This is a genomic window from Haladaptatus marinus (assembly GCF_051194195.1).
Map to the genome: position 1 here is coordinate 186,622 of NZ_JBLZNK010000003.1, position 21,263 is coordinate 207,884.

Here is a 21,263-nt window from a genome sequence, read left to right on the forward strand (position 1 = left end):
GATTCGTTCGGGGCGAAGTTCATAAAGTTCCTGATAGCATCGAAAGGGGTTTTCACGCCGAACGCTAACCCGTGCGCATGCATGTGGTCGTCAACGCTGCGATGAGCGCCGACGGTAAGCTCTCGTCGCGACGACGTGAGCAGGTCACCATCAGTGGATCGGACGACTTCGACCGGATGAACGACCTGCGAGTCGAGAGCGACGCTATCGTCGTCGGCGTCGGAACCGTCCTCGCCGACGACCCCTCGCTTACCGCCGACGATGGCGCGAATCCGCTCCGCGTCGTCGCTGATTCGCGTGCTCGAACGCCTCCGGAGGCACAGGTGGTAGACAGTCGAGCGGACACCCTCGTTTTTGTCGCGGCGGCCGCGCCGGACGAACGAGTCACGAACCTCCGTGATGCGGGAGCGAGCGTCGTCGCCGCGGGTGATGAACGCGTCGCGCTCGAAGACGCAATCTCGGAACTCGAATCTCGTGGCGTCGAGCAGGTAATGGTCGAAGGCGGCGGCGAACTGATCTTCTCGCTGTTCGCCGACGGGTTGGTGGACGAACTGCGACTATATGTCGGATCTCTGATAATCGGCGGGCGCGATGCACCCACACTGGCGGATGGCGAAGGATTCGTCGTGCGCGAGAATTTCACGGGGCTCGAACTGACTGCCGTCGAGCGCATCGACGATGGTGTGTTGCTCCGCTATTCGGTGTCGTAGTTCGAAAATTGGTTTTGAATTCCGGTCACGCGTAGCCAAATACCGAAAACGTGGGGGAAGTCCGAAAGGTTGGTCAGGAAGCGTTGCTGCGTCGGTTGCCGTCAGTAGTCGGACTCGACCTGAATGTCGTCGCCGCCACTGCGAACACGGTATGCGATTGCCAGTACCGAAGCGAAGACGAGGACTGTAAGTATCCGTTTCATGTATTTTCCCGGTAAATCCCGGTACGAAAACCTCTTTTATGCAAGTATATAAATATACTATTCTTCTGTCATTATCGTCTCGTCAGACCCATCCTTCGCGGACGAGGAGTTCGCCGTTCAAAAGACTTGCTCCGGCTGCCCCGCGAATCGTATTGTGCGCGAGGCAGTTGTACTGGAGTCCGTTCGGCGTTGGCTGTACGCCACCCACCGCAATCTGCATCCCGTCGCCGAGCGTTCGGTCGAGTCTCGGTTGCGGACGGTCGGGATTCTCGAACACCTCGATAAGCGGGTCGGGCGCACTGGGGAGGTCGAGGGTCGGCGCGTCGCGGAACGCCTCGCGTGCATCGTCCACGTCGATGCGCTCTGCCGTTTCGGCCCAGACGTTCTCCAAGTGCCCGTCGAGCGTCGGCACGCGGTTACAAGAGGCCGACACCGTCACGTCGTGGTGGTCGATTTCGCTCCCGTCGAACGAGCCGAGAAGTTTCTGCGATTCGGTCTCCATCTTCGACTCCTCGCCGCCGATGTGCGGAATGACGTTGTCGATGATTTCCATCGAGGTGACGCCGTCGTAGCCCGCGCCGGAGACGGCTTGCAGGGTTGCGACGTGGATGTTTTCCAACCCGAACCGGTCGAGCGCGGCAAGCGTAGGTACCATCGTGATGGTCGAACAGTTCGGGTTCTTCACCAGCGCGCCGTCCCAGCCCCGTTCGTCCTGCTGCACTTCGAGGAGATCTAGATGCTCGCCGTTGACCTCCGGAATAACGAGCGGTACGTCGTCAGCCATTCGCGCGTTCGAGGAGTTTGAGGAGACGACGTAGCCAGCCTCGGTGAACTGCGGTTCGACGACTTCCGCGACGCCGGACGGCAGTGACGAGAAGAGTAATTCTACGTCGTCCGGAACCGCTTGCGGGTCAGTTTCCTGAACTTCGATATCGCCGACCCAGTCCGGAATCGGCGAATCTACACGCCACTTCGCCGCTTCGCGGTAGGACTTGCCCGCGCTCTCGTCGCTCGCCGTTATCGCTACCAGTTCGAAATCGGGATGGCCGTCCAGGAGTTGGATGAACCGCTGTCCAACTGCCCCGGTGCCACCCAGAATTCCAACGTTGACACTCATGTGCGAGTGGGTTGCAAGAGGATTCGCAAGTAGCTTTCGACGGCGTCGGTGCTTGCCGCGGAATCGATTATTCTTTCTTACGGGTGACGTAGCCGGCGATTCGGTTGCGGACGCCTTTCGAGTCGATGTTGGTCAGTTTCTCGACGCTGTCTTTGTTCTGGTTGAAATCCTTCGTGAATGCGGTCGGGTATCGCTCCAACAGGATGGTTCCCGTCTTCTTGACGTAGTCGGGTTTGATTGCCATGCCGAACTGTTGCCGGTTGCGGGTCTTAAAAGCATTCGTTCGCAGTCGTTGGACGTGAATCACTCTCGCAGTCGTCGGTTTCGAGGTATTGCAGACTATCGTCGGATTCGGAAGCCGTCTTCGCCTTTCGAGTCGGAATACTCGACTTCCACGTCGTCTACATCCGCGGCCGGACTCCCCGTGTGACACCATTCTACCATCTCGTCCACGGCCGATTTCGTCCCTTCGAAGACGGCTTCCACCCGTCCGTCCGAGAGGTTCTGCACCCAGCCATCGATGTCCTTTTCCTGCGCCGTGTCGCGGGTGTTCGCTCGGTAGTAGACGCCCTGTACTCGTCCGGAAACGAAGACGTGTGCACGAGTTCGGTCGGTCATGAATGTGAGTTCTTCGCCACGCGACAAAATTGGTGGGGCCATTTGTTCTTGACGAGGCCGGTTATTCCTCCGCACCGCGTTCGTACGTCAGGTGTTCGACGGCGGTGCGAACCTCGCTTTTCGATAAGCCGAGTTCTCAGTAGACGAACGTTCGAAGAGCGAGTAGCGCACCGACACTCGAAAGGAGCACCACGAGGTCTGCCATGATTCGATTCGTTACAGCCAACCGAAATATCTTTCGAACGGCCTCCCCGACGTAGAATCCACCCTTACGTCCGCAAATAGTGGAAGACGTACGTTTGTGCGTAACCTGCATACTCGTCGCCGAACTGGTCTCGAATCGCCCGTGAGGTTTTCGCGTACGACCCCTGCTCGCAGTGAGGGTAATGTTCCTCGATGGCGCTTTGAATCCACGTATCGAGCGGCACTGCTTCGAGATACCCCAGCGAAAAGAGCAGTACACAGTCGGCTACCTTGTCGCCGACGCCGACGAACACCTGCATGGCGTCGCGGGCATCCTCGTATTCTTTACCGCGAACGTCGTTCGCCGAAGCTTCACCCGATGCGATGAGTTCCGCGGTCTTCCGGACGTAGGGTGCACGATACCCGAGATTTAGGTCGCGCAGGTCGCCTTCCGTCGCGGTTGCCAACTGCTCGGGCGTCGGGAACTGGTGATAGGTTTTCCCGTCGAACTCGATTGTATCGCCGAACTCGCGGGCAAGCGCGGTCTGCATGCCGTAAATCCGACTGACGCGCATCTGCGCCGAACAAATAAACGAGATGAGACAGGGGAAAAACGGGTCACGGACGATTCGCATTCCGCGGTACTCCTCGTATGCCGACTCGACAAGCGGGTCGTCCGGAGTTGCGCCCAGGATGGCGTCCAAATCGTCGTCGAGACGAAGCAGGTCGAACAGCAGTGATTCGGCGTCGGTCGTCGCTTCCCACTCGATGTGGCCGTCCCCCTGACGGGCACGAACGACTTCGCCGTCAACGACGGTGTAGTACCACACCGACCCGCCGTAGACGCGGGTCGTCTCGTACATTCGTCCGTCCTCGCGCCGCCAGAGGTAGCTCTGCCCGCTTTCGACGGTCGATTGTAGATCGAACCCACCCGGAAGGTCGGCGACGGGTATCGAACCAGTTTCCATCGCCCGAGGAAATGGAGCGCAGGGGAGCAAGTCTTTCGATTCCCGAATTCGAAATCCGTTACCACGTTTCGGCGACCACGCGCCGCCAGTTCTCGTGGGCCACATGTTCGATATCGTAGTCGGTGAATCCGCGCTCACGAAGTCGGGCCAAAATCGTGGGAAGACCCCTCACGTCGCCGACCTCGTCCGGGATTCGCGCGCCGTCGAAATCCGAACCGAACACGACGTGTTCGACGCCGATGGAATCCGCGACGTACTCCATATGGTCGATAATGGGTTCGACGGAGATTTCGGCCTCCGGGTCGGGGTCGTCGGCTAGTCCCGGTTCATGAAACGAGATACCGACGACACCGCCCGAATCGGCGACTGCGGCGAGTTGCTCGTCGGTCAGGTTTCGCGAATGGGGACAGAGTTCGTGAACCCCGGAGTGTGAGACGACGAGGGGCGCGTCGGTTATCTCGACAACGTCCCAAAACGCGCTCTCGGTCATGTGCGCACAATCGACCACGATTCCGCGGCGTTCACAGGCACGAACGAGGTCGAGTCCCCTGTCCGTGAGACCGGGGCCGGTATTTGGACTCCCGGGATACCGCGACTGGACTCCCTCGCCGAAGGCGTTCGGCCGACTCCAGACGGGGCCGATGGAGCGAACGCCCGCGGAATAGAGAAAATCGAGATTGGCGAGGTCAGGGGCGACTCCCGCCGCACCTTCGAGGTGTGGAATCGCACCGATGGCGTCCGATTCGAGGCAGGAGTCGAGGTCGGCGAGCGTGCGAACGACGCGAAATTCATCGACATCGTGGGCGAGCCGGGCGAGGAGTTCGAGCGTTCGGTACGTAACGTCTCGTGCGTCGTCGTGGTCAACTGCGTCCGGGATGGGGTGCTCGTAGCCATCCGCTCTCGAAACCGGGTTGTGTTCCTCGTTGCTCAGGACGAACACCGCGAAAAATCCGGCACTCAGTCCTGCATCGGTGGCGGACGCCAGGTCGATGTGGTTGTTTTCGCTCCCGTCCGTGAACGCCGATATCGGGCTGTTTGTGTCGCATAATCGCAAGAGGGTGTCGTTGTGGCCATCGATAATCGGTGCTTCGGTCATGGCTGGAACTGTGTCCGAGGACGACATAAGTGCTGGCGCGAAATGTCACTTATACTAAATAGGGCGAAAATTCATACTACTGGCTGTGTAATTGTCTTTGGGATCATGAACTGCAGAGTTGTCGTCGAAGCCGCGATCCCGGTGTACGACGTTTCGACGCCGGACGAGGCGGTGCGGATCGCCATTTCGAAAACTGGCGAGTTGCTGAACCCGGATTTGAACTACGTCGAAATCAACATGGGCGAGCGAACGTCACCATCTGGTGAGGAGTTGCCACCAGCCTTCATCGCTGCTGACGAGGCGCTCGTCGCGTTGGAACTGGAGATGACCGTGTTCAACGTTGAACGCGAGGAACACGCCTCGCGGATCGCCCGCAAGGAAATCGGTCAACGACTCGAAAACATTCCGCTCTCTGTCCTCAATGTCAAAGTACTCGAAGATGACGACGATGAGGATGATGAGGAGGACGAAGCCGAGTCCGAGACCAGCGACTCCGAGGAAGACGACGAAGCCACGGACGACGAAGACAACGTACTGCCGGAGTTCGAAGACCTCATCGAATAGCCGCGTCGGTTCAGAAAGGTACACCGGATTGTAGTCAGATTCAGGGTGCCCGCGTCTCTGAGAGGGTTGTCTATCGCTATTCTCGGATGGGATTCGGATGCGTAATCTGTGCTCTCCCTCTGCACGCAACGCCGAAAATCCAAGTACGATTACAACTATTCGGAAAACTCTCCACCGCGTGTACGTTCGACGATGTGAGGGACACAAACGCTAACCGGGAGGACGACCAACGCTTGGGTATGACGGATTACACGACAGTTTCCATTCCGAAAGATCTCGCCGACCGCATCGAGGAAACCATCGAGGGAACGAGCTTTTCCAGTACGAGTGATCTTGTCCGATTCCTGTTACGAAGCATCGTTATTCAACACCAGCGACAGGGCCGACTGACGGAGTCGGAGTTCACGGAGATCACTGACCAACTGAGAGAGTTGGGCTATTTAGAGTAGTTCTGCGGGCGGCTCCGCGTCGATAACGGCTAGTTCCTGTTTTCGACCGGCCCTGTCGAACGCTGCTATCGTGTCGGTCGTCCACGGTGGCACCGCGACCAACAGCACTTCGTGCAACTCGTCCGTTCGAGCGACTTCGAGACGACCCTGTGGATGTGAAATAAACCGTCCCTGCGTTTGTCCGGCGGGGATGGAGAGATCCATCCCGAAAACAGCACTGACCGACCCACCCGTGTTCGGCGGATAAAAATGCGTAAACACGGGTGTCTCCGGTGGAAGGCTATTCTCGCCGCGTAGCTCCCCTGCGGACGTTACCGCAATCGAAACGGTCACTTTCTCCGGTTCGGCTTTCGACGCCAGTTCGAGGAGTGCGTCTCTCAAACCACGAGTAACGAAGACCACGTCTCCACTTTCGTGTCGCGATGAAATAACGTCGTCGCCTGGCAGTGAATGGAGACAAAGCTCACATGTGCTTAATGACATATATTAGTATAATAAAATAATACCGACAACTTCGTCATATATTACTTATTCAAAATAGAAAAATTAATATATAATAATTATGGTTTGATATGTATGGCAGAAAACGACCTCACCACGTACCTCGAAGAGAACCCCACGAATGATCGGCGTGCTATTCACTATCGCGCTTCTGCTGTCGCAGGCCGGTAGTACCGCTGGCGCAGCGATGGTCGGTAGCTACGGTCCGTAAAATCAGAGGTCGTCCACGTCGATCGAATAACTCCACGTAAACTGGCCGTCGAAATGTACCGGAACGTTTTCTAACAGAAAGAGCACCTCCAGTTCTTCTTTCGTGAGCGTGAAGGATGGAAGTGTCCCCGACGCCAAATATGACGTTTTTTGACCGGACAGTTGTGGTGTCACGAAACCACCCATACCTCCGTTGTTGGAGTGATACGTTACTGGACGTAGCTCAAACGCATCGTCCGTCGATTCGATGGTGTACGTCAGCGCGACGATACTCTCGGTCTGAACCACGTTGATGGTGCCATCGCCAACGACGATATACTGCCCGCCGATAATGCTCCGGTCACGAGCGATATCCAGCGCCGCCCAGAGCGGAAAGCCACGGTTCAGAAGTTGTACCATCGCCATTCCGACGCGAACTGCTCCGCTATTTATCACGTCGTTCAACGTGACGACGCCACTGATTGCTCCCGCATCGATGAGCGACATTCCTTGTTCGTACGACTGACAGGCGTTGAGGAAAAACGACTCGACGCCGACCGAATCGATCCGTTTCGCATCCAGCATTCCATCGACGCATTCGAATCCGTTTTCGTTGATGTGGCCGATATAGTGGAGGAACTGTGTCTCGGATTCGAGAACTGAACGAAGCTCCGCGACGGTGAGTTCGTTGTGTACCGTCACGTCGAAGGGTAACTCCTCACGCGAACCGTACACTTCGTCCGCGAGACTTCGCTCTTCATCCATCTGTTGGTCGTTGCAGACGACGGCAATGTCGATGTTGCCCTCCGTCGGCGTTCGTTCGAGTCGGTTCCGAAACGCCGTCGTCGTCGCCTTACTCGCGCCGACAGGGGCGTCCTCACCGACCCACACTTGCTCCAGCGAATCCGTCGTTTCGGATTCGACCAGCAAGCGTGGACTGACAGCCGTCTCGGTCATACTTCGCGTGGCATCGCCACTTCCGATGAACTCTTCGACCGCGGGAACCTGTATTGCGGACGCGGACACCTCCCTCGCCTATGGCGTCGGAATGACCGCGAGGTGGTCCACGAGGAACGGAAGCATTTCAATGCTTTCCGACGTTGGCGCGACGTGCGTCGTCAACTGCCAGTCCGGGACGAACTCCTCGATGACTGCATACGGAACTGAGAGATCCGCTTCGAGTTGCTCCGCCAGTGGCGCATCGTACAGTCGCTCGAAATCGAAATCGACCAGCGATTCGATCTGCTCACGTTCGTAGAGTTCGACACGGTACAGCCCTTCCGTCCGGGTTACGCAGTCGAAGAAGAACGTCTGTTTCAGTACGCGTTCGACCTCACTTCGAACTCGCGTGCAGTCCGAAGCGGATGTTCGAACCCGTTCGCGATGATTCGTGGCGCAGTCCCCGGCACCAACTTCGCACCGAGATAGTACGCCAACGGTGCGGCCGGAAAGACGTATTCGTACTCCGGCGGCACTTCGATCTGAATTCCCGTCTCCGTCGGCCGCAATTCCTCCGGAACATGGAGTTCTTCACCGAGTTCAATCGTCGGTGGATGCCCTCGAAGCGTCGGAAACGACCGTTCCGGACTGATCGTCTTGAGCGCGGATCCGAACGCTGATATCGCTGCCATCACGTCGGCCGGATTCGTTGTCGTCGTCACCGTTCCTGCGGGACCTCGATGGGACGAGCGTCCGCCGATAAACACCTCGGTTTCCGACCCGAACTCCAATGCGATGTGGTCGAACGAGGCAGTAACGCTGAGTTCGCTTTCGACCTGTACGTACAGTTTGATGGGTGTACAGTGTTCGATGCTGTAGTTTCCCTTCGGGAGTTCTTCGGAATCGATGCCTTCCACACTCGCCAGCATCTCGCCGCTACCGTCGCGAACGTACGCTGCCGCAGATAGAGAGAGTGTTAGCCCGTCGGTCGAAACCGCGACTGCGCTATCGACCGGAAAACAGCACAAACGAGGATCGACAGAGGTCGGCCGGACGGCGGTGGCCGTTCGAAGCCGACACGCCCGTCGGGGTCGCGTATTACGATTCCCCTGTCGTCCTCGGGAGAATCGAATGATATGGTCACCGTGTCACCTCCGGTTTTTAGAGGTTTGACTCAGGCGCTCAGCACACATACGTGGGGAATATCAATCAAATACTAAAAAGCTATCGGAAATTAGAGATTCTCATCTAACTAGAAGGGTGAGAGTCGACGAACTGTCGAAGCCAGCAGCGAGGGATAGCGACGACGGGAACCATCGAGGGCGTCGGCGAGCGTCACTGCCGCAGCATCGAACACACCTGCTCCGTGGCCGACAAGAATTCGTTCAGGTGTCAACCCACGCAGTTCGTCCGGCGGGAGTAGTCGAATCATCGGATGAACGCCGAGTCGTTCGTGGTTCGCTCGGAAGTACTCGGCAGTACCGATCGATTCCGGTACGACCAGTGTCCCTGTCGTCTCGTCGTACAGTCCTGCCTCCTGCCACGCTGGGTTATCGAACAGTCTCAACGCTCGGAAATCCGTGTCTGCAAGGGTTTGCTCGAATCGCCGAACCGGAACCCCGCTCACGCTTCGCCGAACCCACGTCGGTAGATAGACCGGAACCTCGTGTTTGCGGGCGATTGCCTCCGCATCGCGCATGTGTCGGTCGAGGAGGACGACCACGCCCGCCACTTCGCCGAATTCAGCGAGCAAATCGTCGAGCTCGGGTGTGTCCACGGGATCGATCACCCAAACATCGCCGTCAGCGACGAGGGCGTGACTCGCTCGCTGCATCGTTTCATCGGGGTGCGCAATCCACCCGACACCCCCATCCCATCGGTCGATTTCACGGAATCCCTCTGAGCCATGGGTTTCTTTGAGCGGCATGCCCGATAGTAGCGCCGCACGAGGCATAAATCGACGGGGCGATAGGTTTGGCTTCGGAAAGGATGGACGGCCGCCGACAGTGCCATGGTTCTGGGGTGACATTTTAAGCGCCGTCACTGTGTATCTCGGACTATGCTCTCGGGTCTCCGTTGGCTTGCGCTGGAAGTGAAGTATCTCGACCGTGCACGGGAATTTTACGAGACGTATCTCGATCTCTCGGTTCGGGAGGCCAATGAGCAGGAAGTCGTCTTCGATGCCGGAGGCCATGCGCTCGTGCTTCGCAGACCGCACGGTGTCCCTCGCGGCGGGATACACACGCACTATGCCTTTTCCACATCAAAAGCGCAGTACAGCGATTGGCGCGACCGACTTTCCCCCGAGTTCGACCTTGTAGAACACGATTTCGGGTCGGCACGCTCGCTGTACTTTTACGACCCGGACGGCAACTGCGTCGAAATCGGTGGGACTGACGTGGAGGGAGATGGTATTACGGGTATCTTCGAAATCGTCCTCGAAGTGGAAGCCCTTGAACAGGCCGAGCGTTTCTACACCGACCTCGGATTCGAGACGTACAATCGGGGTGTGGATCGAAAGCGGGTTCGAATGAGCGGCCCGTTCGACCTCGAACTCTGGGAGCCACATCTCGGCATCGCGGACGCCCGCGGTGGTGTTCACGTCGATATCGGGTTTACCGTTGACGACCCGAGCGCGATAAAAAGGACTGTAGAAGACTGGTCGTGCGCGATTGAATCATCCGCATCCGGGGTTCGAATCCGTGACCCGGACGGCCACTACTTGACGTTCGTATCCACCGATTCGGCGTAGGCGGTGGCAGATTCCGCGTTCGACCAGACGTGTTCGAACAGTTCCCGTCCCCAATGGCGCGCACAGTTCGATTCCGCGACGAACTCCGTGTGTGTGTCGTACGACCCATCGAGGAGTGGGAGCGAGAGTAGGAGGGTGTCATCGGTCACCGTCATCGCGAATGAAACGTCAGTTACGCGAACGTCGAGATTCCCGTTGTCGTCCACATCGACGGTCGTATCGTTGAGTAGATCTACAAGTACGTTCTTCCCCAACACGAGGCGAGGACGTTCACAGTCGTCGATGAATGCCTCTGAAAACCGTTCGCTGAAAATCGGTGTGATAACCGAGGCGCTGGACGCAGCTTTGAGTCGGGTTTCCACTTCGCGTACCGCACGTGAAGGCTGTGTGTCCGTCGCTCGGACGACTTCCCCGTTCGAAAGCTCGGCGAGTCGCGAACGAAATGGGGCGGGAAGGGGGGTCACATCATGGTTTTGCCAGTAGTCCGTATCCGTCTGGAGAACGTGCTCCGTTTCCCGCTGTCGGTCGATGAGGTCGGCGACAACCGCTCCCGTCCCTGTTACCGCCCAGCGTTTCGTTTTTGGCATGTAAATCAGACCGCGGTTTTCCAATTCAGTCAAGGCGTTATACACTGCTGACTCGCTGGCGATGTTTTGGTTCAGCAATGCCTGTGTCGAGTCGTGACCCTCGGTGATAGCCAGCAACACGTCGGTGCGCGCCCCCGAACGTAGGACGTACTCGACGAAGGGCTGTTTTTTCTCCATGGCGACAGTTTACTGATTGTATCGTCCAGGTCTTTTTCTTATTGCTCCCAACTTCGAATTCGTGTCGGATTCCAAATTTTTCGGATTTTTCCGCGGACAAGCCAAAATTCCTATAAAAAGAATTGAATTTTTATATACTTTGGATCTATTTGTAGCATTTGGGCCACCCTGTGGCCCTCGCTGGCGTCCTTCGGGTGCACTGGATTCGCTGTGGCAATTCCAACACTGTGCCCACACCTCCATCAGCGCAGGCGTTTCTCAGAGTTCGCTCGTGTTGATTTCGAGGTCGGGGGGCGAGATGATGAGGAACCTCCTGAAATGCACTAAATTTCCGCCCCGTTTTTTTACCGCTGGTGCGAGATCGGCCGCGAGTTCCTTTAGGTCGCCATCGATCGCAAGGACCAACACGTTTCCGCGCTCGATGGCCTCAATTCGCTCCGCGACGGGGGATGTCCCGTCGAGAATACCCAGAATGACTTGTTCGTCGTCGGCGAAATCCATCTCTTTCTCGGCCGTTTGGAGGTCGAGGTCGAAACCCGAATTGCTCATAAACGCCACCTCTCACCCCCCCGAGAAAAATCCTTGCCTTATTTTTCGTACTCGCGCTTGAATCCACGGAACTCCGTTCGATGGGCCTCCTCGTCGGCGAGAATGGTCACTCCGAGGTCTTCCGTGACCGGGTCGTCCGCATCTTCTGCTGCTGATATGATGCTCCGATATGTCTCGATAGCGTCCTCTTCGGCTTCCAGTACACCTTTGATGACGGACAATACGTCAGTGCTGTCTTCGGGCGGTTGCAGATTCTCCTGACGCGCCTCGAAGTCGTACGATGCGGGTGGTCGTTCGTCCAGCTGCTTGAGTCGCTGACCGATCATCTCGGCGTGACCGAGCTCTTCCTGAATGTCGCTTTCGAGACTCTCTTTTACCTCTTCGGCGCTCACGCCATCGAGAACGATGGAGTTCGTCAGATAGTTCATCACCGTCTCGATTTCGTCGCTGTATGCCTTTCGCAGGAGTTCGGTGACTTCGTCGTTCGTCATGGAACTCGTGGTACGCCGTGAACCCACCTTATCGTTGTGGCAGACGAGTGGGGCAAACGTTGCGACCCGCGCAAGTATTATAAACACCGAGTTACTGAGTAACACAGTACCATGAGACAGTCACCCACTGACTCGTATTCGGAGGCTGCGAGCGGTGTCGCTGTCGGTTCGATTCTTATCGTAGGGGTCTAACGCCCCTACTCATTTTCATTCCTGACCCGTTGAAACACATCTGACCGAGAGCCCAAACCACCGTCTCAGACCAAAGAGACACCACCCACGAACCATGACCAAAAATCGACAGACGATGCGAGAGATGAGCCACACGAACCCACAGACAAACGACGCCACAACTGGCTACTTCGCCCGCGGGCCGCGACTGATGACCGACGGCAGCGGGGAGAAACAGACGATGGCGGATGTTGACCACACACCGCCACACCAAGCACCCGGCGCGAACCGCGTGTTCGAGCGCGGCAACGAGGGCCGACGCTAAAGAGCGACGTCGCCGGAAAAAGAGCCGATTGGAGTTCTATTTTCACCCCGTCCCCTCACCCCTCCGAAGTCAGCGGAGCGGTTCTCGGCCACCAATGAGTTTGGATGTGTCCACGCGTTCCGCACGTGCCCCACCTTTCTTGACTTCCGTGGCGGTCATACATTCGAGGCACCCGAACACCTCGTTGTGGTTGTTTCCGAACACACGAGCGAAATCACGGGTCACGAACGACCCACAGCTTTGGCACCGATTTTCAGTGACGGTGTCGTTTCGACCTGTAACCCTGCTTTCTGTCGTTGTCATAGTGAACCTCAGCGATACGTGTAACAACAGTGTGGGTACTTTGTTATCCGGTCGCTGTTCGAACGAAAGCAACCCCTTCCGTGAAGAAAGACAGACCTACGAAACGAGTAACGGGCGGTTACTCGTCCAAATCACCGAAATTCAATTTTCGGCTCGCGAGTCAAAACCGACAGCAAATTACTGTTGGCCTATGTTTTAATACCGTTCGCGAGCGTTAGGATACACCGATGCCAAAGATAACACTCGACGAGGAAACCGTCTCGCGCCTCGACAGCCTTCGAATCGAAGACGAGTCGTATGACGAAATCGTCACCGAACTCATCAACATCTACGAGGCAGAAGAGTTGACACTGTTCCACGGTGGGGACTATTCGAGCGATTAGGTCGAACCAGCCGAATCCACTGCACCGGCGGAATCAGCACTAGTAGACCGTGCGAGAACCGTTTCACCTGCTCGGACTCGCTCCCCTTTCACTACCGCGACATCTCCCACCTCGAACGGCTCGGGGAGTAGCACGACCGCGCGACTGCCGAACGCGATATGGCCGAGTCGCTGCCCTCGTTCCAGCGTCTCGCCGCCCTCGACGTACGGATGAATCCGGCGAGCGAACGCACCCGCGATGAGCGTCAGGTCGTACTCCGGAAACCGGACGTGAACTTTCTCGTTGTTGTCCGATTCCTTGCTGAACGCGGGGCGGTGCGTTCCGGGTTCGTGTTCGACCGATTCGACCCGTCCTGCGAGCGGCGCGCGGTTGACGTGCACGTCGGTAACGTTCATGAACACGCCGACGCGAACTCGGTTGTCTTCTTCCCGAATCACGGAAACTCGACCGTCAGCAGGCGAGAGAACACCGTTTCCCGGGGGAGTCCTGTCAGGGTCGCGGAAGAACAGTAAAATCGCGATTCCCCCTCCGAGTGCGACGAGCGTGGCGATTGGCGAGAGAAACCCGACTGGCCCCGCGAGCAGAAACGCCGGGAGGGCGTAGCGCCACGCTCCAGGTGCGAGTCGTATCACTCCTGTACCGCCGTGCGAACTCGCTCCCACTTTCCGTTCGATTCGAGGCGAGTTTGCAGTTTGTCCGCGTACTCCTGTGCTAACCTTTCGGCGGCGGCGAGTCGCTCCTCGTCGATACCGCCGCCACCGCCACCCATTCCGAGGGCGTCCTTGATCGAACTGAAAATGCCTTTACTCTCCTTCGTCGCTGATTTGCCCGCCATCGTGTTCATCTGCGATTGGATGTTCTCCATCTCGGGCATCACCTGTCGAACTTTGCTGGTGTCGGCGATGAGCCTCGCCTGTTCGTCGTCCGTCGGATGCTTGATGTCGAACTCGACGGCGGTCATTATCAGTCCCCACTCCTGTCGGGAGAACTGCGAGTCGGTGACTTGCTGTGCGAACTCCCTATCCACGGCCATTCTGTCCCCCACGATCATGTCCGTCCACTGTTGTCTGGCCATGACAGAGATTGGTAGGGGACGAGACTTGTCGTTTTCGTCTTCGAAGTGGATTCGAGGCGCTGGTGGAGACTGAGTTCGCTGCGTTGCTAATGACGAGGACACGGCAGCTGTGATTACAGTTGCCGTCATGTTGGTCGCACCGTGGTATATCCAGCTACCCGAATCAACCGGAGTTCAGACTCAGAGATGTGGAAGAACACACCAGTAGGCAGTGCCTACGACGGCAACTTCGAAACGTAACCACTGGTTTCTGAGGAAAATTCTGCCGGAATCAAACTACCACGTTCGTAGTTTCTGACGTTATTCGTACGGATATCGGGTCTGTGCGTCACAGTCGCAGGTAATGACGACGTGGCCGCTTTGCAGTCGAACGCGGGCGTTCTTTCCGGGTCGGAGATAGGCGTCGCAGGAATCGCAGGTGAATCGCTTGAATTGGTGGGGGAGCGAAAGACGATTTCGCTCGGCGATTCGTCTGGCAAGCTGAACGTACTCACGTGCTCGCTCGTCGTTACAATCAACAGCAGCATCCCTCGCAAGTCCTGCGAGACGCTCTATTCGCTCTTCAGCTACAGTCATTCGGAATGGGGGGTGGGGGTTTCCGGGGCGAGACAGGACAAGGATAGAAGTTTCCTGTATTGCCCCATTCCCCCCATGATCCTGTGGTAACAAATACTTTGTGGTCATTCAACGTGCCCTTTCCGAAAGCGGTAATGGTCGGCTATTCCATCACTGCTCCAGTGCGCGCACTCAACTACCTCGAACTCGAATCCCGGTTGGATCGGAGTGGCATCGGAACCTCCACAAAACACCAACGCAAGGCGCTCGCGAGGACTGACGTGGATGTCGCCACCTCGCCATGGCGCGGCGGAACGCCGGTTCATGGGCTGGCTTCCCGGGCAGTAGGTGGCCGTTTCTTCGCCGATTTTGATGTCGCTCACTGCAACGTCATCGGGCCGGGGTCGGTGACAGTTGCTTGCCACGCAAAGCGTGCGGGGATTCCGCTCGTACTTCACGCGCACGTCACCAGCGAGGATTTTGCGGAGAGTTTCCGTGGTTCGACGCTCGCCGCGCGACCGCTGCGACGCTACCTGAAGTGGTTCTACTCGCAGGCGGACTTGGTTCTCTGCCCGAGTCAGTACACGAAAGCCGTGCTCAAAGCCTATCCCATCGACGCACCGATTCGCCCGATTTCGAACGGTGTGGACACAGAATCGCTAGAGGGGTTCGAATCCCTGCGGGAGGAGTACCGTGACCGATACGATTTGGACGGGATGGTCGCCTTCACGATGGGGAACGTCTTCGAGCGCAAGGGTCTCACGACTTTTTGCGGCCTCGCGCAGGCGACCGACTTCGACTTCGCGTGGTTCGGCCCGTACGACACCGGGCCGCAGGCCAGTTCGACCGTCAAGAAGTGGGTGCAAAACCCCCCCGAGAACGTCACCTTCACGGGCTGGGTGGAGGATAAACGCGGCGCGTTTGCGGCGGGTGACGTACTCTGTTTCCCGGCAAAGGACGAAAATCAGGGAATCGCCGTCCTCGAAGCGATGGCCTGCGGCAAGGCCGTCGTGCTTCGAGACATTCCGGTGTTCAACGAGTTCTACACGCACGGCGAGGATTGCCTGATGTGTGAAACGGAAGCGGAGTTCCAACGCGCGCTGGAACTCCTCGACCGGAATCCGGAACTCCGCGAACGATTAGGAGAGAACGCGAGAAAAACCGCCGCGGAACACAGCTTAGAGCGACTCGGCGACCGACTCAGTGAGACGTACCGCGAACTCGTCTGAAAGTCATAAGTCCTTAAGACCCGCTCTGTGAATGTCGGGATAATGAGCCGATGGGTCGCCGCGTTCACGGATACGTACTTGCCGACAATAAACGGCGTCACCTACACGATACGGTCGTGGCGAGACTGCTGGGAAAAAAACGACGGGCGGATGGACGTGGTCTACCCACGGTCGGACGAGTACACGCCCGAACAGGGTGAACACCCTATCGGCAGTCTTCCGTTTCCGTTCTACGATGGGTATCGACTCGGAACGCCGCGGGTTCCGAAAGCCGTCACCGACGCCGAAATCGTCCATGCACACACCCCGTTCGCCATCGGCCTCGGTGGCTTACGACTCGCATGGAAACAGGACACACCCTTCGTCACGTCCTACCACACTCCGACGGGCGAGTACGCCGATTACCTCGTCTCGAACGAATCCGCCGCCGAATACGTCGAACGCGCGTCGGTCGCCTACGAACGCTGGTTTTTCGGCCGCTCTGATGCGGTACTCACCCCGAGCGAAGCGACGCGAAAGCACGTCGTCGAGACAGTCGGCGTTGATGCCCCCGTTCACGTCGTACCGAACGGCATCGATACCGAGCGATTCCATCCCGTCGAAACTGCCGGATTCGTGGAAAAATACGACCTCGACGGCGACCGGCCACTCATCGGCTACACCGGTCGGCATGGGTACGAAAAACGACTCTCGGAACTCATCGACGCTGCCGAAGGAATGGACGTAACCGTCGTTTTCGGTGGCGACGGCCCCGCCCGCAAGTCGCTGGAAAAGCAAGCACGCGAATCAGAAACGGACGTCCGGTTCCTCGGCTTTCTGGAGCGAGAGGAGATGCCAGCGTTTTACTCCGCATTGGACGTGTTCGCCTTCCCAAGTCCGGTCGAAACCCAGGGTCTCGTCGCCCTCGAAGCGAATGCCTGCGGAACCCCCGTGGTCGGTGCGAACGCCGGTGCGCTGGCGAACACTATCACCGAGGGTCAAACGGGTTACCGCTTCGAAAGCGGCGACATCGACGACTTCCAGGATGCCATTCAGCACGCGCTGTCGGAACGCGACCGACTCAGAGAATCGTGTCTTGCCCGACGTTCGGAAGTCAACGTCGAGCGAGCGGTCGAAAAGTTAGAACGAGTGTACGAGAACGTCACTCGGAGTTAGAGTTCCATTCGCTCGACGATGGCGTCGCTTCCTTCGCGGACGTTGAGTGCGACGATTCGAATGTCGTCTTCCAGTCCGGATTTGTGAAGCTTCGCCTTGAGCAGGTTGTCAACCTGATAGACGCCGGCCGCGTTCATCATCTCGATTTCGACGAGAACGGGGACAGTACCCCCTTCCCGGAGGCTGACTTTCTTGATTGCCTGACTGGAAACCGTGTTGATGCCGCGACCACCCTTCTCGTACGGAATTCGCGAACGACCGTGTTCCATGTCGAGAGCGTCTGCGACACGAATCACGCCCGCTTCGGTCGTGAGGGGGTCTTCTTCGGTGTGGTGGCAGAGAATCGCATGAAGGATTTCGCCCTTCATCCGAACCGAGTCGGCGGTGTCGTAGAAGTTCGGAAGCACGCGGTCGAGAACGTCCGCCGCCAGCGGAATCGAGTAGTAAGAGTGGTCGTCGCGGTGGACGATGTGGCCGATATCGTGGAGCACCGCGGCGAACGCGACGATGACGCTTTCGTCCTCTTCGTCTAGCCCTTCGTCTGCGGCACCGTTGAACTCTACTCCGCCGCGTTTCAGCAAGTCGTAGAGGAGGAGGGCGCGATTGAGGACGATTTCGATGTGTTTCGACCCGTGGTCGTTGTACCCCTTTCGCGTTACTGCATTGACGTTCTGTGCGTCCAGGTACGTTTGAATCTCAACGTCATTTTCGATGAATTCCAACACTTCGTTCAGTTTCTCGTCCGGGAACGCGTGGTCGGCGTCCGGATCGTACGCACGCCGCCCGTTTTCGACGGGTTCCGTTTCTGGTTCGTCCATGACCGTACCTCTCGTTCCGGCGCAAAAAATGTCTCGGGCACACGTCTCCGCAGCAGACGAGTTAGATTGCTGATGACAATCCGAACCTGGGAAGAGCAAAAAGCCTATAATTGCCAATGGGTAAGCAACTGGTAGAGGATGTACGAAATGATACCACTATTCGGGCCGGTTCCCGGCGGAATGGAGCTTGCGGTGATTCTCCTCATCGCGGTGCTCCTATTCGGTGCGAACAAGATTCCGAAGCTCGCGCGTTCGACGGGTGAGGCGATGGGTGAGTTCAAGAAAGGACGACAGGAAGTCGAAGACGAACTCCGCGAGATGCAGGAGTCCGATTCGTCGCCCAGCAGTTCGAGCGAGTTCGACGACGAACCGCAGCGAACCGAAACCAGCACGGAAACCGAAACCGAATCCGGACAGTAAACGTTTTTTCTGCGTTAGTTCGTGTTTTTAACAGGGCGTGTGGCCTAGCGGATAGGGCGAGAGGTTCCTAACCTCTCGACCGCGGGTTCGAATCCCGCCACGCCCGTGCAGCGAACGAAGTGAGCTACGCGTTTCGTCCTCGCCGAACAGTGCGGCGTGGAACCGATATTTCGAATCGAACGGGTGGAAGGAAAACGGGTCGTGGTACGAATGCCCGACGCGTTGGGCATTCGTCCGTGAAACGGCCGTCGCGTTCGAAGTGCGAAACTAAGCGTTCTTCTTCGTGATTTCGACCTGATTCATCGTGACGTAGATTCTGAAATCCTCGGGCGCGGTGACGCTTCCGTATTCGTGAATGGAGACGAGAACGACTGCGTCGTTGTAGTCAGGGTCGGTACTTCCCCATTTGTTCGGGTTGCCGGTGTCGTCCGTCGTCGCGTCCTCGCACGACAGTTCGTACACGAGGACGAACTCGTTCGAATTGAGGTCAAGGTGCCCAGTGTCGTTTATGCGGTCGCCGAGGGTCTGGGACATGTTTCTCTGTTCGACGTTCGTTGACCCGTAGTTTGGAACTTCCATTTCGTCCGCGAGGAGCACGACGTTCGCTTCGCTCTGTCCTTTCCCGTCCGTGTCCACCTCGATGTTCGCTTGCATTGACCCCTCCTTACTCGTGCGATACGAAGTCCAGACGTAGTCGTGCCCGTCTCCGTTATGGTTAAGCCGCTTCTCGACCGACGTCCACCAGCTTACAGACTCGGGGGCGTATGCAGTCCCCTCAACACTGATGGCCTCGCCCGCGCTAACGTTTTCCGTGAAGCGATAATACTCCCCGTTCGTCGGATCGTTGATGTCGTGTTTGATGACCGACGATGACCCGATACCGTCGACCCACGGTTCGTAGGTGTCCTCGCCAATGTTGATTCGCATGTTGACTGGGAAGTTTATTTTTGCGCCGTGAATTTCCGTTTCGCCCGTTGTTTCGTTTGCTCTTCGTGCGTGTTGCCTCTGGTTGAGATTTCCGTTCCGAGTACTTCAACAGCGACGGACGCGTTCTGTCCGGCACTGAGACTGTTCTCGCCGCTCTGTGCCGTCGAACCGCTGAGAATCACGGTGAGCGCTGCGGTTTTGTTCTCGTCGTCGATGGTTACGACGCCGTCGTCGACGTGTTTTGAAGAATTTGCCCCACGCCCGATAGTAGTCAATGTGAACCGTGAGCGTCGCGTTGTCCGGTGGATTGCATCGGGGTTTGGTGAACGTCTCGCGGAACGCTTGACTGTCCGCCCGCGAAGCGGTCGTGTTCTTGCTCACTTGGAGTTGTGTGACCGACCCATCGACGGAGCCGGTGACGTTCACCATCTGAAAACTGAACGTTCCGTTCCGGTACTGCATATCCGGCGGCGATAGCATCACGCTTCCATCGTCGGTCCGCTTCCAGACCCCGCCCGCTTGATAGGCGACCACCTCGTCGCCCTCGCCGCGGTATTCGATCGCTCCGAACGCCATCTCCTCACGGCACGGCTGGTTTGTCCCGTTGACGACGGTTATTGTCATCCGTCCGTTTTTCGTCACCTCGACATCCCCATTCTGTCCGCTGAAATCGAGCGTGTGCGCGTCGTTCGCGCTGAACGCGACTTGGCTCAAGCGAGCATCGACTTCGCGCATCGTGTGTTCGGCGTTCTGTATCTCCACCGAGCCACGGATCTCTGACACTGCACCGGAACCGATGAGGAGAATGCCAGCGAGGGAGATGACAACCAAACCCATCATCAAAATGACCCCGGAGCGGTGCTTACGCCCGCTGGTTCCGCGATTTTTCATCCGATGCTCGACTAGTCATTTTATACACCCATTATCCAAATCATATAAAACTACGTCAAAGAGTCAACCGAACTGGTTTAAAAATGGATGCAAATGCAGGCAGAACTATATGGCTTCCAGCCGTGTAACATCGTACTATGGCTCGAACCTCGACAATCGTGATGCTCGTTGGCGTCGTCATGCTCTTCCTTCCGGAGCCGATAACCTCCGGACTCGGCCTGTTAGTTATTCTCGCCGGACTGGCGATGCGACTGCTCAGCAGCGTGTAACCGTCGGCGAACGTTAAGTGTGTGTACGGTGAACTATTCTCAAATGGGATTCTTCGATTCGGTGAAGCGAATTTTCACGATAGAGGGAGACGACTACCGGTGTCACTACTGCGGGAGGAAATTCGCGTACTCCACCGACCTGCCGGATTTGCACTGTCCCTACTGCGACTCGCCCGATATCGAGCGCATCTAATCGCCGACGGAGAAGTTGATGGAACACGAGGGGCAGAACCGTCACAAACGTTGATGGTTCCGCTTCCCGAACGATGGGGTAACTGTGTTCGACTCTGACGAGGCGTTCGTCAGCGACTTGCAATCGCACCTCGGCCCCGCGCTCCAGACGGTCGCCAGCCGGCGAGATGGAGGGTACGATGTGTTGTACGTTCGGGACGACGTTGCTGGACGCTTCACGCCGACGGATTTCGACCGAATTCACGGCGAATCACTACTCGCGGATGAACCGCGTGAAGATACGGAAAACGTGTTCCGCGCCGGACCGCTCAATTTCGCACTGTACACGTTCGACACCGCTGTCGTCATCCAATGTCCCGAGGAATCCGGGCCGCTGTTCGTGGGATTCGATAACGGCGATGTCCCGATTCTTCCCATCGTCGAACTATGCACCGAGTGGGCGCAGCGGCGCGAGTAA

Annotated in this window: 32 protein-coding genes and 1 tRNA gene; 14 read left to right on the forward strand and 19 right to left on the reverse strand. The window is 57.4% G+C overall.

The window, feature by feature from the left end; genetic code table 11:
• Positions 1-77: 77 nt before the first annotated feature.
• Positions 78-710, forward strand: coding sequence for a 2,5-diamino-6-(ribosylamino)-4(3H)-pyrimidinone 5'-phosphate reductase (locus ACN2TU_RS06580; RefSeq protein WP_435154031.1), 633 nt, complete (start codon positions 78-80; stop codon positions 708-710).
• A gap of 285 nt (positions 711-995) precedes the next feature.
• Here ACN2TU_RS06580 and asd read toward each other — a convergent pair whose 3' ends face one another.
• The 5 genes from asd to ACN2TU_RS06605 form a co-directional block, all read right to left on the reverse strand.
• Positions 996-2,030: an aspartate-semialdehyde dehydrogenase gene (asd, locus tag ACN2TU_RS06585; protein WP_435154033.1), complete on the reverse strand. Its 1,035-nt coding sequence runs from the start codon at positions 2,028-2,030 to the stop codon at positions 996-998.
• Between the two features lie 67 nt (positions 2,031-2,097).
• Positions 2,098-2,274 (reverse strand): 30S ribosomal protein S17e, encoded by a 177-nt coding sequence (locus ACN2TU_RS06590; RefSeq protein WP_435154035.1) that lies wholly within the window; start codon positions 2,272-2,274, stop codon positions 2,098-2,100.
• 95 nt (positions 2,275-2,369) lie between these two features.
• Positions 2,370-2,648, reverse strand: coding sequence for an acylphosphatase (locus ACN2TU_RS06595; RefSeq protein WP_435154036.1), 279 nt, complete (start codon positions 2,646-2,648; stop codon positions 2,370-2,372).
• Positions 2,649-2,917: 269 nt separating this feature from the next.
• Positions 2,918-3,799 (reverse strand): DNA-3-methyladenine glycosylase family protein, encoded by an 882-nt coding sequence (locus ACN2TU_RS06600; RefSeq protein WP_435154039.1) that lies wholly within the window; start codon positions 3,797-3,799, stop codon positions 2,918-2,920.
• Positions 3,800-3,857: 58 nt separating this feature from the next.
• Positions 3,858-4,895, reverse strand: coding sequence for a dipeptidase (locus ACN2TU_RS06605; protein ID WP_435154042.1), 1,038 nt, complete (start codon positions 4,893-4,895; stop codon positions 3,858-3,860).
• Between the two features lie 105 nt (positions 4,896-5,000).
• Between ACN2TU_RS06605 and ACN2TU_RS06610 the strand changes: the two genes are divergently transcribed.
• Both ACN2TU_RS06610 and ACN2TU_RS06615 read left to right on the forward strand, forming a co-directional pair.
• Positions 5,001-5,459: a DUF555 domain-containing protein gene (locus ACN2TU_RS06610; RefSeq protein ID WP_435154044.1), complete on the forward strand. Its 459-nt coding sequence runs from the start codon at positions 5,001-5,003 to the stop codon at positions 5,457-5,459.
• A gap of 239 nt (positions 5,460-5,698) precedes the next feature.
• A complete protein-coding gene (locus ACN2TU_RS06615; RefSeq protein WP_266077424.1) occupies positions 5,699-5,908 on the forward strand; it encodes a ribbon-helix-helix domain-containing protein in 210 nt (69 codons plus the stop codon).
• Here ACN2TU_RS06615 and ACN2TU_RS06620 read toward each other — a convergent pair.
• Complete coding sequence (locus tag ACN2TU_RS06620) at positions 5,900-6,310, reverse strand: JAB/MPN domain protein-containing protein (RefSeq protein ID WP_435154047.1); 411 nt, start codon at positions 6,308-6,310, stop codon at positions 5,900-5,902. The genes ACN2TU_RS06615 and ACN2TU_RS06620 overlap by 9 nt on opposite strands.
• A 253-nt stretch (positions 6,311-6,563) precedes the next feature.
• On the opposite strand from ACN2TU_RS06620, the gene ACN2TU_RS06625 reads away from it, so the two are divergent.
• Entirely contained in the window at positions 6,564-6,620 is a 57-nt protein-coding gene (locus ACN2TU_RS06625) for a hypothetical protein (protein ID WP_435156136.1), read from the forward strand.
• 2 nt (positions 6,621-6,622) lie between these two features.
• Here ACN2TU_RS06625 and ACN2TU_RS06630 read toward each other — a convergent pair whose 3' ends face one another.
• The 3 genes from ACN2TU_RS06630 to ACN2TU_RS06640 form a co-directional block, all read right to left on the reverse strand.
• The gene (locus ACN2TU_RS06630; protein ID WP_435154050.1) at positions 6,623-7,624 is read right to left on the reverse strand and encodes a CHAT domain-containing protein; all 1,002 of its coding nucleotides are present in this window, start codon (positions 7,622-7,624) and stop codon (positions 6,623-6,625) included.
• 290 nt (positions 7,625-7,914) lie between these two features.
• Complete coding sequence (locus ACN2TU_RS06635) at positions 7,915-8,565, reverse strand: hypothetical protein (RefSeq protein ID WP_435154051.1); 651 nt, start codon at positions 8,563-8,565, stop codon at positions 7,915-7,917.
• A 224-nt stretch (positions 8,566-8,789) separates the two neighbouring features.
• On the reverse strand, positions 8,790-9,464 hold the full coding sequence (locus ACN2TU_RS06640) for a hypothetical protein (RefSeq protein WP_435154053.1): 675 nt from the start codon (positions 9,462-9,464) through the stop codon (positions 8,790-8,792).
• Positions 9,465-9,596: 132 nt separating this feature from the next.
• On the opposite strand from ACN2TU_RS06640, the gene ACN2TU_RS06645 reads away from it, so the two are divergent.
• A complete protein-coding gene (locus ACN2TU_RS06645) occupies positions 9,597-10,289 on the forward strand; it encodes a VOC family protein (protein WP_435154055.1) in 693 nt (230 codons plus the stop codon).
• Here ACN2TU_RS06645 and ACN2TU_RS06650 read toward each other — a convergent pair.
• The 3 genes from ACN2TU_RS06650 to ACN2TU_RS06660 all read right to left on the reverse strand — a co-directional run bounded on the left by ACN2TU_RS06650 (position 10,256) and on the right by ACN2TU_RS06660 (position 12,093).
• Positions 10,256-11,053 carry a helix-turn-helix transcriptional regulator gene (locus ACN2TU_RS06650; protein ID WP_435154057.1) on the reverse strand — a complete coding sequence of 266 codons (798 nt, stop codon included), beginning with the start codon at positions 11,051-11,053 and terminating at the stop codon, positions 10,256-10,258. The two genes, ACN2TU_RS06645 and ACN2TU_RS06650, sit on opposite strands and share 34 nt — an antisense overlap.
• A gap of 258 nt (positions 11,054-11,311) precedes the next feature.
• Positions 11,312-11,602, reverse strand: a complete 291-nt coding sequence (locus ACN2TU_RS06655) for a DUF5779 family protein (RefSeq protein ID WP_435154059.1) — start codon at positions 11,600-11,602, stop codon at positions 11,312-11,314.
• 38 nt (positions 11,603-11,640) lie between these two features.
• On the reverse strand, positions 11,641-12,093 hold the full coding sequence (locus ACN2TU_RS06660; RefSeq protein WP_435154062.1) for a ferritin-like domain-containing protein: 453 nt from the start codon (positions 12,091-12,093) through the stop codon (positions 11,641-11,643).
• A gap of 286 nt (positions 12,094-12,379) precedes the next feature.
• Between ACN2TU_RS06660 and ACN2TU_RS06665 the strand changes: the two genes are divergently transcribed.
• Complete coding sequence (locus tag ACN2TU_RS06665; RefSeq protein WP_435154065.1) at positions 12,380-12,589, forward strand: DUF7989 family protein; 210 nt, start codon at positions 12,380-12,382, stop codon at positions 12,587-12,589.
• A gap of 69 nt (positions 12,590-12,658) precedes the next feature.
• Here the strand turns inward: ACN2TU_RS06665 and ACN2TU_RS06670 are convergent, their stop codons facing one another.
• Positions 12,659-12,892, reverse strand: coding sequence for a DUF7563 family protein (locus ACN2TU_RS06670; protein WP_435154067.1), 234 nt, complete (start codon positions 12,890-12,892; stop codon positions 12,659-12,661).
• Positions 12,893-13,119: 227 nt separating this feature from the next.
• Between ACN2TU_RS06670 and ACN2TU_RS06675 the strand changes: the two genes are divergently transcribed.
• Positions 13,120-13,275, forward strand: coding sequence for a DUF7557 family protein (locus ACN2TU_RS06675; RefSeq protein WP_435154070.1), 156 nt, complete (start codon positions 13,120-13,122; stop codon positions 13,273-13,275).
• Here ACN2TU_RS06675 and ACN2TU_RS06680 read toward each other — a convergent pair.
• From ACN2TU_RS06680 to ACN2TU_RS06690, 3 genes are all read right to left on the reverse strand, one after another.
• A complete protein-coding gene (locus tag ACN2TU_RS06680; RefSeq protein ID WP_435156138.1) occupies positions 13,272-13,904 on the reverse strand; it encodes a protein sorting system archaetidylserine decarboxylase in 633 nt (210 codons plus the stop codon). The two genes, ACN2TU_RS06675 and ACN2TU_RS06680, sit on opposite strands and share 4 nt — an antisense overlap.
• Entirely contained in the window at positions 13,904-14,350 is a 447-nt protein-coding gene (locus tag ACN2TU_RS06685) for a DUF5799 family protein (RefSeq protein ID WP_435154072.1), read from the reverse strand. Before ACN2TU_RS06685 ends, ACN2TU_RS06680 begins: the two co-directional genes overlap by 1 nt.
• 300 nt (positions 14,351-14,650) lie before the next feature.
• Positions 14,651-14,926, reverse strand: coding sequence for a ribonuclease P protein component 4 (locus tag ACN2TU_RS06690; RefSeq protein WP_435154075.1), 276 nt, complete (start codon positions 14,924-14,926; stop codon positions 14,651-14,653).
• A gap of 161 nt (positions 14,927-15,087) precedes the next feature.
• Here ACN2TU_RS06690 and ACN2TU_RS06695 point away from each other — a divergent pair, with 161 nt between their 5' ends.
• Entirely contained in the window at positions 15,088-16,134 is a 1,047-nt protein-coding gene (locus tag ACN2TU_RS06695; protein ID WP_435156140.1) for a glycosyltransferase family 4 protein, read from the forward strand.
• A gap of 42 nt (positions 16,135-16,176) precedes the next feature.
• Positions 16,177-17,289 (forward strand): glycosyltransferase, encoded by a 1,113-nt coding sequence (locus ACN2TU_RS06700; protein WP_435154078.1) that lies wholly within the window; start codon positions 16,177-16,179, stop codon positions 17,287-17,289.
• Here ACN2TU_RS06700 and ACN2TU_RS06705 read toward each other — a convergent pair.
• Positions 17,286-18,107 (reverse strand): HD domain-containing protein, encoded by an 822-nt coding sequence (locus ACN2TU_RS06705; protein WP_435154081.1) that lies wholly within the window; start codon positions 18,105-18,107, stop codon positions 17,286-17,288. The genes ACN2TU_RS06700 and ACN2TU_RS06705 overlap by 4 nt on opposite strands.
• Before the next feature lie 138 nt (positions 18,108-18,245).
• Between ACN2TU_RS06705 and ACN2TU_RS06710 the strand changes: the two genes are divergently transcribed.
• Together ACN2TU_RS06710 and ACN2TU_RS06715 are read left to right on the forward strand one after the other, a co-directional pair.
• The gene (locus tag ACN2TU_RS06710) at positions 18,246-18,527 is read left to right on the forward strand and encodes a twin-arginine translocase TatA/TatE family subunit (protein WP_435154082.1); all 282 of its coding nucleotides are present in this window, start codon (positions 18,246-18,248) and stop codon (positions 18,525-18,527) included.
• A gap of 33 nt (positions 18,528-18,560) precedes the next feature.
• Positions 18,561-18,633: transfer RNA gene (locus ACN2TU_RS06715), tRNA-Arg, on the forward strand.
• Between the two features lie 161 nt (positions 18,634-18,794).
• On the opposite strand, the gene ACN2TU_RS06720 is transcribed toward ACN2TU_RS06715, so the two are convergent.
• Together ACN2TU_RS06720 and ACN2TU_RS06725 are read right to left on the reverse strand one after the other, a co-directional pair.
• Entirely contained in the window at positions 18,795-19,454 is a 660-nt protein-coding gene (locus ACN2TU_RS06720) for a hypothetical protein (protein ID WP_435154085.1), read from the reverse strand.
• A gap of 105 nt (positions 19,455-19,559) precedes the next feature.
• Positions 19,560-20,294, reverse strand: coding sequence for a DUF7289 family protein (locus ACN2TU_RS06725; protein ID WP_435154087.1), 735 nt, complete (start codon positions 20,292-20,294; stop codon positions 19,560-19,562).
• 188 nt (positions 20,295-20,482) lie between these two features.
• Here ACN2TU_RS06725 and ACN2TU_RS06730 point away from each other — a divergent pair, with 188 nt between their 5' ends.
• The 3 genes from ACN2TU_RS06730 to ACN2TU_RS06740 all read left to right on the forward strand — a co-directional run bounded on the left by ACN2TU_RS06730 (position 20,483) and on the right by ACN2TU_RS06740 (position 21,263).
• Complete coding sequence (locus ACN2TU_RS06730; protein ID WP_435154089.1) at positions 20,483-20,614, forward strand: transporter; 132 nt, start codon at positions 20,483-20,485, stop codon at positions 20,612-20,614.
• A 43-nt stretch (positions 20,615-20,657) separates the two neighbouring features.
• Entirely contained in the window at positions 20,658-20,807 is a 150-nt protein-coding gene (locus ACN2TU_RS06735; protein WP_435154092.1) for a hypothetical protein, read from the forward strand.
• 84 nt (positions 20,808-20,891) lie between these two features.
• Positions 20,892-21,263, forward strand: coding sequence for a DUF7522 family protein (locus ACN2TU_RS06740; RefSeq protein ID WP_435154094.1), 372 nt, complete (start codon positions 20,892-20,894; stop codon positions 21,261-21,263).

What these genes read in the sequence shown, in the direction of transcription:
- ACN2TU_RS06580 (WP_435154031.1), top strand. Translation starts at nt 78, where the DNA reads ATGCATGTGGTCGTCAACGCTGCGATGAGCGCCGACGGTAAGCTCTCG.
- asd (WP_435154033.1), bottom strand. Translation starts at nt 2,030, where the DNA reads ATGAGTGTCAACGTTGGAATTCTGGGTGGCACCGGGGCAGTTGGACAG.
- ACN2TU_RS06590 (WP_435154035.1), bottom strand. Translation starts at nt 2,274, where the DNA reads ATGGCAATCAAACCCGACTACGTCAAGAAGACGGGAACCATCCTGTTG.
- ACN2TU_RS06595 (WP_435154036.1), bottom strand. Translation starts at nt 2,648, where the DNA reads ATGACCGACCGAACTCGTGCACACGTCTTCGTTTCCGGACGAGTACAG.
- ACN2TU_RS06600 (WP_435154039.1), bottom strand. Translation starts at nt 3,799, where the DNA reads ATGGAAACTGGTTCGATACCCGTCGCCGACCTTCCGGGTGGGTTCGAT.
- ACN2TU_RS06605 (WP_435154042.1), bottom strand. Translation starts at nt 4,895, where the DNA reads ATGACCGAAGCACCGATTATCGATGGCCACAACGACACCCTCTTGCGA.
- ACN2TU_RS06610 (WP_435154044.1), top strand. Translation starts at nt 5,001, where the DNA reads ATGAACTGCAGAGTTGTCGTCGAAGCCGCGATCCCGGTGTACGACGTT.
- ACN2TU_RS06615 (WP_266077424.1), top strand. Translation starts at nt 5,699, where the DNA reads ATGACGGATTACACGACAGTTTCCATTCCGAAAGATCTCGCCGACCGC.
- ACN2TU_RS06640 (WP_435154053.1), bottom strand. Translation starts at nt 9,464, where the DNA reads ATGCCGCTCAAAGAAACCCATGGCTCAGAGGGATTCCGTGAAATCGAC.
- ACN2TU_RS06645 (WP_435154055.1), top strand. Translation starts at nt 9,597, where the DNA reads ATGCTCTCGGGTCTCCGTTGGCTTGCGCTGGAAGTGAAGTATCTCGAC.
- ACN2TU_RS06650 (WP_435154057.1), bottom strand. Translation starts at nt 11,053, where the DNA reads ATGGAGAAAAAACAGCCCTTCGTCGAGTACGTCCTACGTTCGGGGGCG.
- ACN2TU_RS06655 (WP_435154059.1), bottom strand. Translation starts at nt 11,602, where the DNA reads ATGAGCAATTCGGGTTTCGACCTCGACCTCCAAACGGCCGAGAAAGAG.
- ACN2TU_RS06660 (WP_435154062.1), bottom strand. Translation starts at nt 12,093, where the DNA reads ATGACGAACGACGAAGTCACCGAACTCCTGCGAAAGGCATACAGCGAC.
- ACN2TU_RS06665 (WP_435154065.1), top strand. Translation starts at nt 12,380, where the DNA reads ATGACCAAAAATCGACAGACGATGCGAGAGATGAGCCACACGAACCCA.
- ACN2TU_RS06670 (WP_435154067.1), bottom strand. Translation starts at nt 12,892, where the DNA reads ATGACAACGACAGAAAGCAGGGTTACAGGTCGAAACGACACCGTCACT.
- ACN2TU_RS06675 (WP_435154070.1), top strand. Translation starts at nt 13,120, where the DNA reads ATGCCAAAGATAACACTCGACGAGGAAACCGTCTCGCGCCTCGACAGC.
- ACN2TU_RS06685 (WP_435154072.1), bottom strand. Translation starts at nt 14,350, where the DNA reads ATGGCCAGACAACAGTGGACGGACATGATCGTGGGGGACAGAATGGCC.
- ACN2TU_RS06690 (WP_435154075.1), bottom strand. Translation starts at nt 14,926, where the DNA reads ATGACTGTAGCTGAAGAGCGAATAGAGCGTCTCGCAGGACTTGCGAGG.
- ACN2TU_RS06700 (WP_435154078.1), top strand. Translation starts at nt 16,177, where the DNA reads ATGAGCCGATGGGTCGCCGCGTTCACGGATACGTACTTGCCGACAATA.
- ACN2TU_RS06705 (WP_435154081.1), bottom strand. Translation starts at nt 18,107, where the DNA reads ATGGACGAACCAGAAACGGAACCCGTCGAAAACGGGCGGCGTGCGTAC.
- ACN2TU_RS06710 (WP_435154082.1), top strand. Translation starts at nt 18,246, where the DNA reads ATGTACGAAATGATACCACTATTCGGGCCGGTTCCCGGCGGAATGGAG.
- ACN2TU_RS06720 (WP_435154085.1), bottom strand. Translation starts at nt 19,454, where the DNA reads ATGCGAATCAACATTGGCGAGGACACCTACGAACCGTGGGTCGACGGT.
- ACN2TU_RS06725 (WP_435154087.1), bottom strand. Translation starts at nt 20,294, where the DNA reads ATGATGGGTTTGGTTGTCATCTCCCTCGCTGGCATTCTCCTCATCGGT.
- ACN2TU_RS06730 (WP_435154089.1), top strand. Translation starts at nt 20,483, where the DNA reads ATGGCTCGAACCTCGACAATCGTGATGCTCGTTGGCGTCGTCATGCTC.
- ACN2TU_RS06735 (WP_435154092.1), top strand. Translation starts at nt 20,658, where the DNA reads ATGGGATTCTTCGATTCGGTGAAGCGAATTTTCACGATAGAGGGAGAC.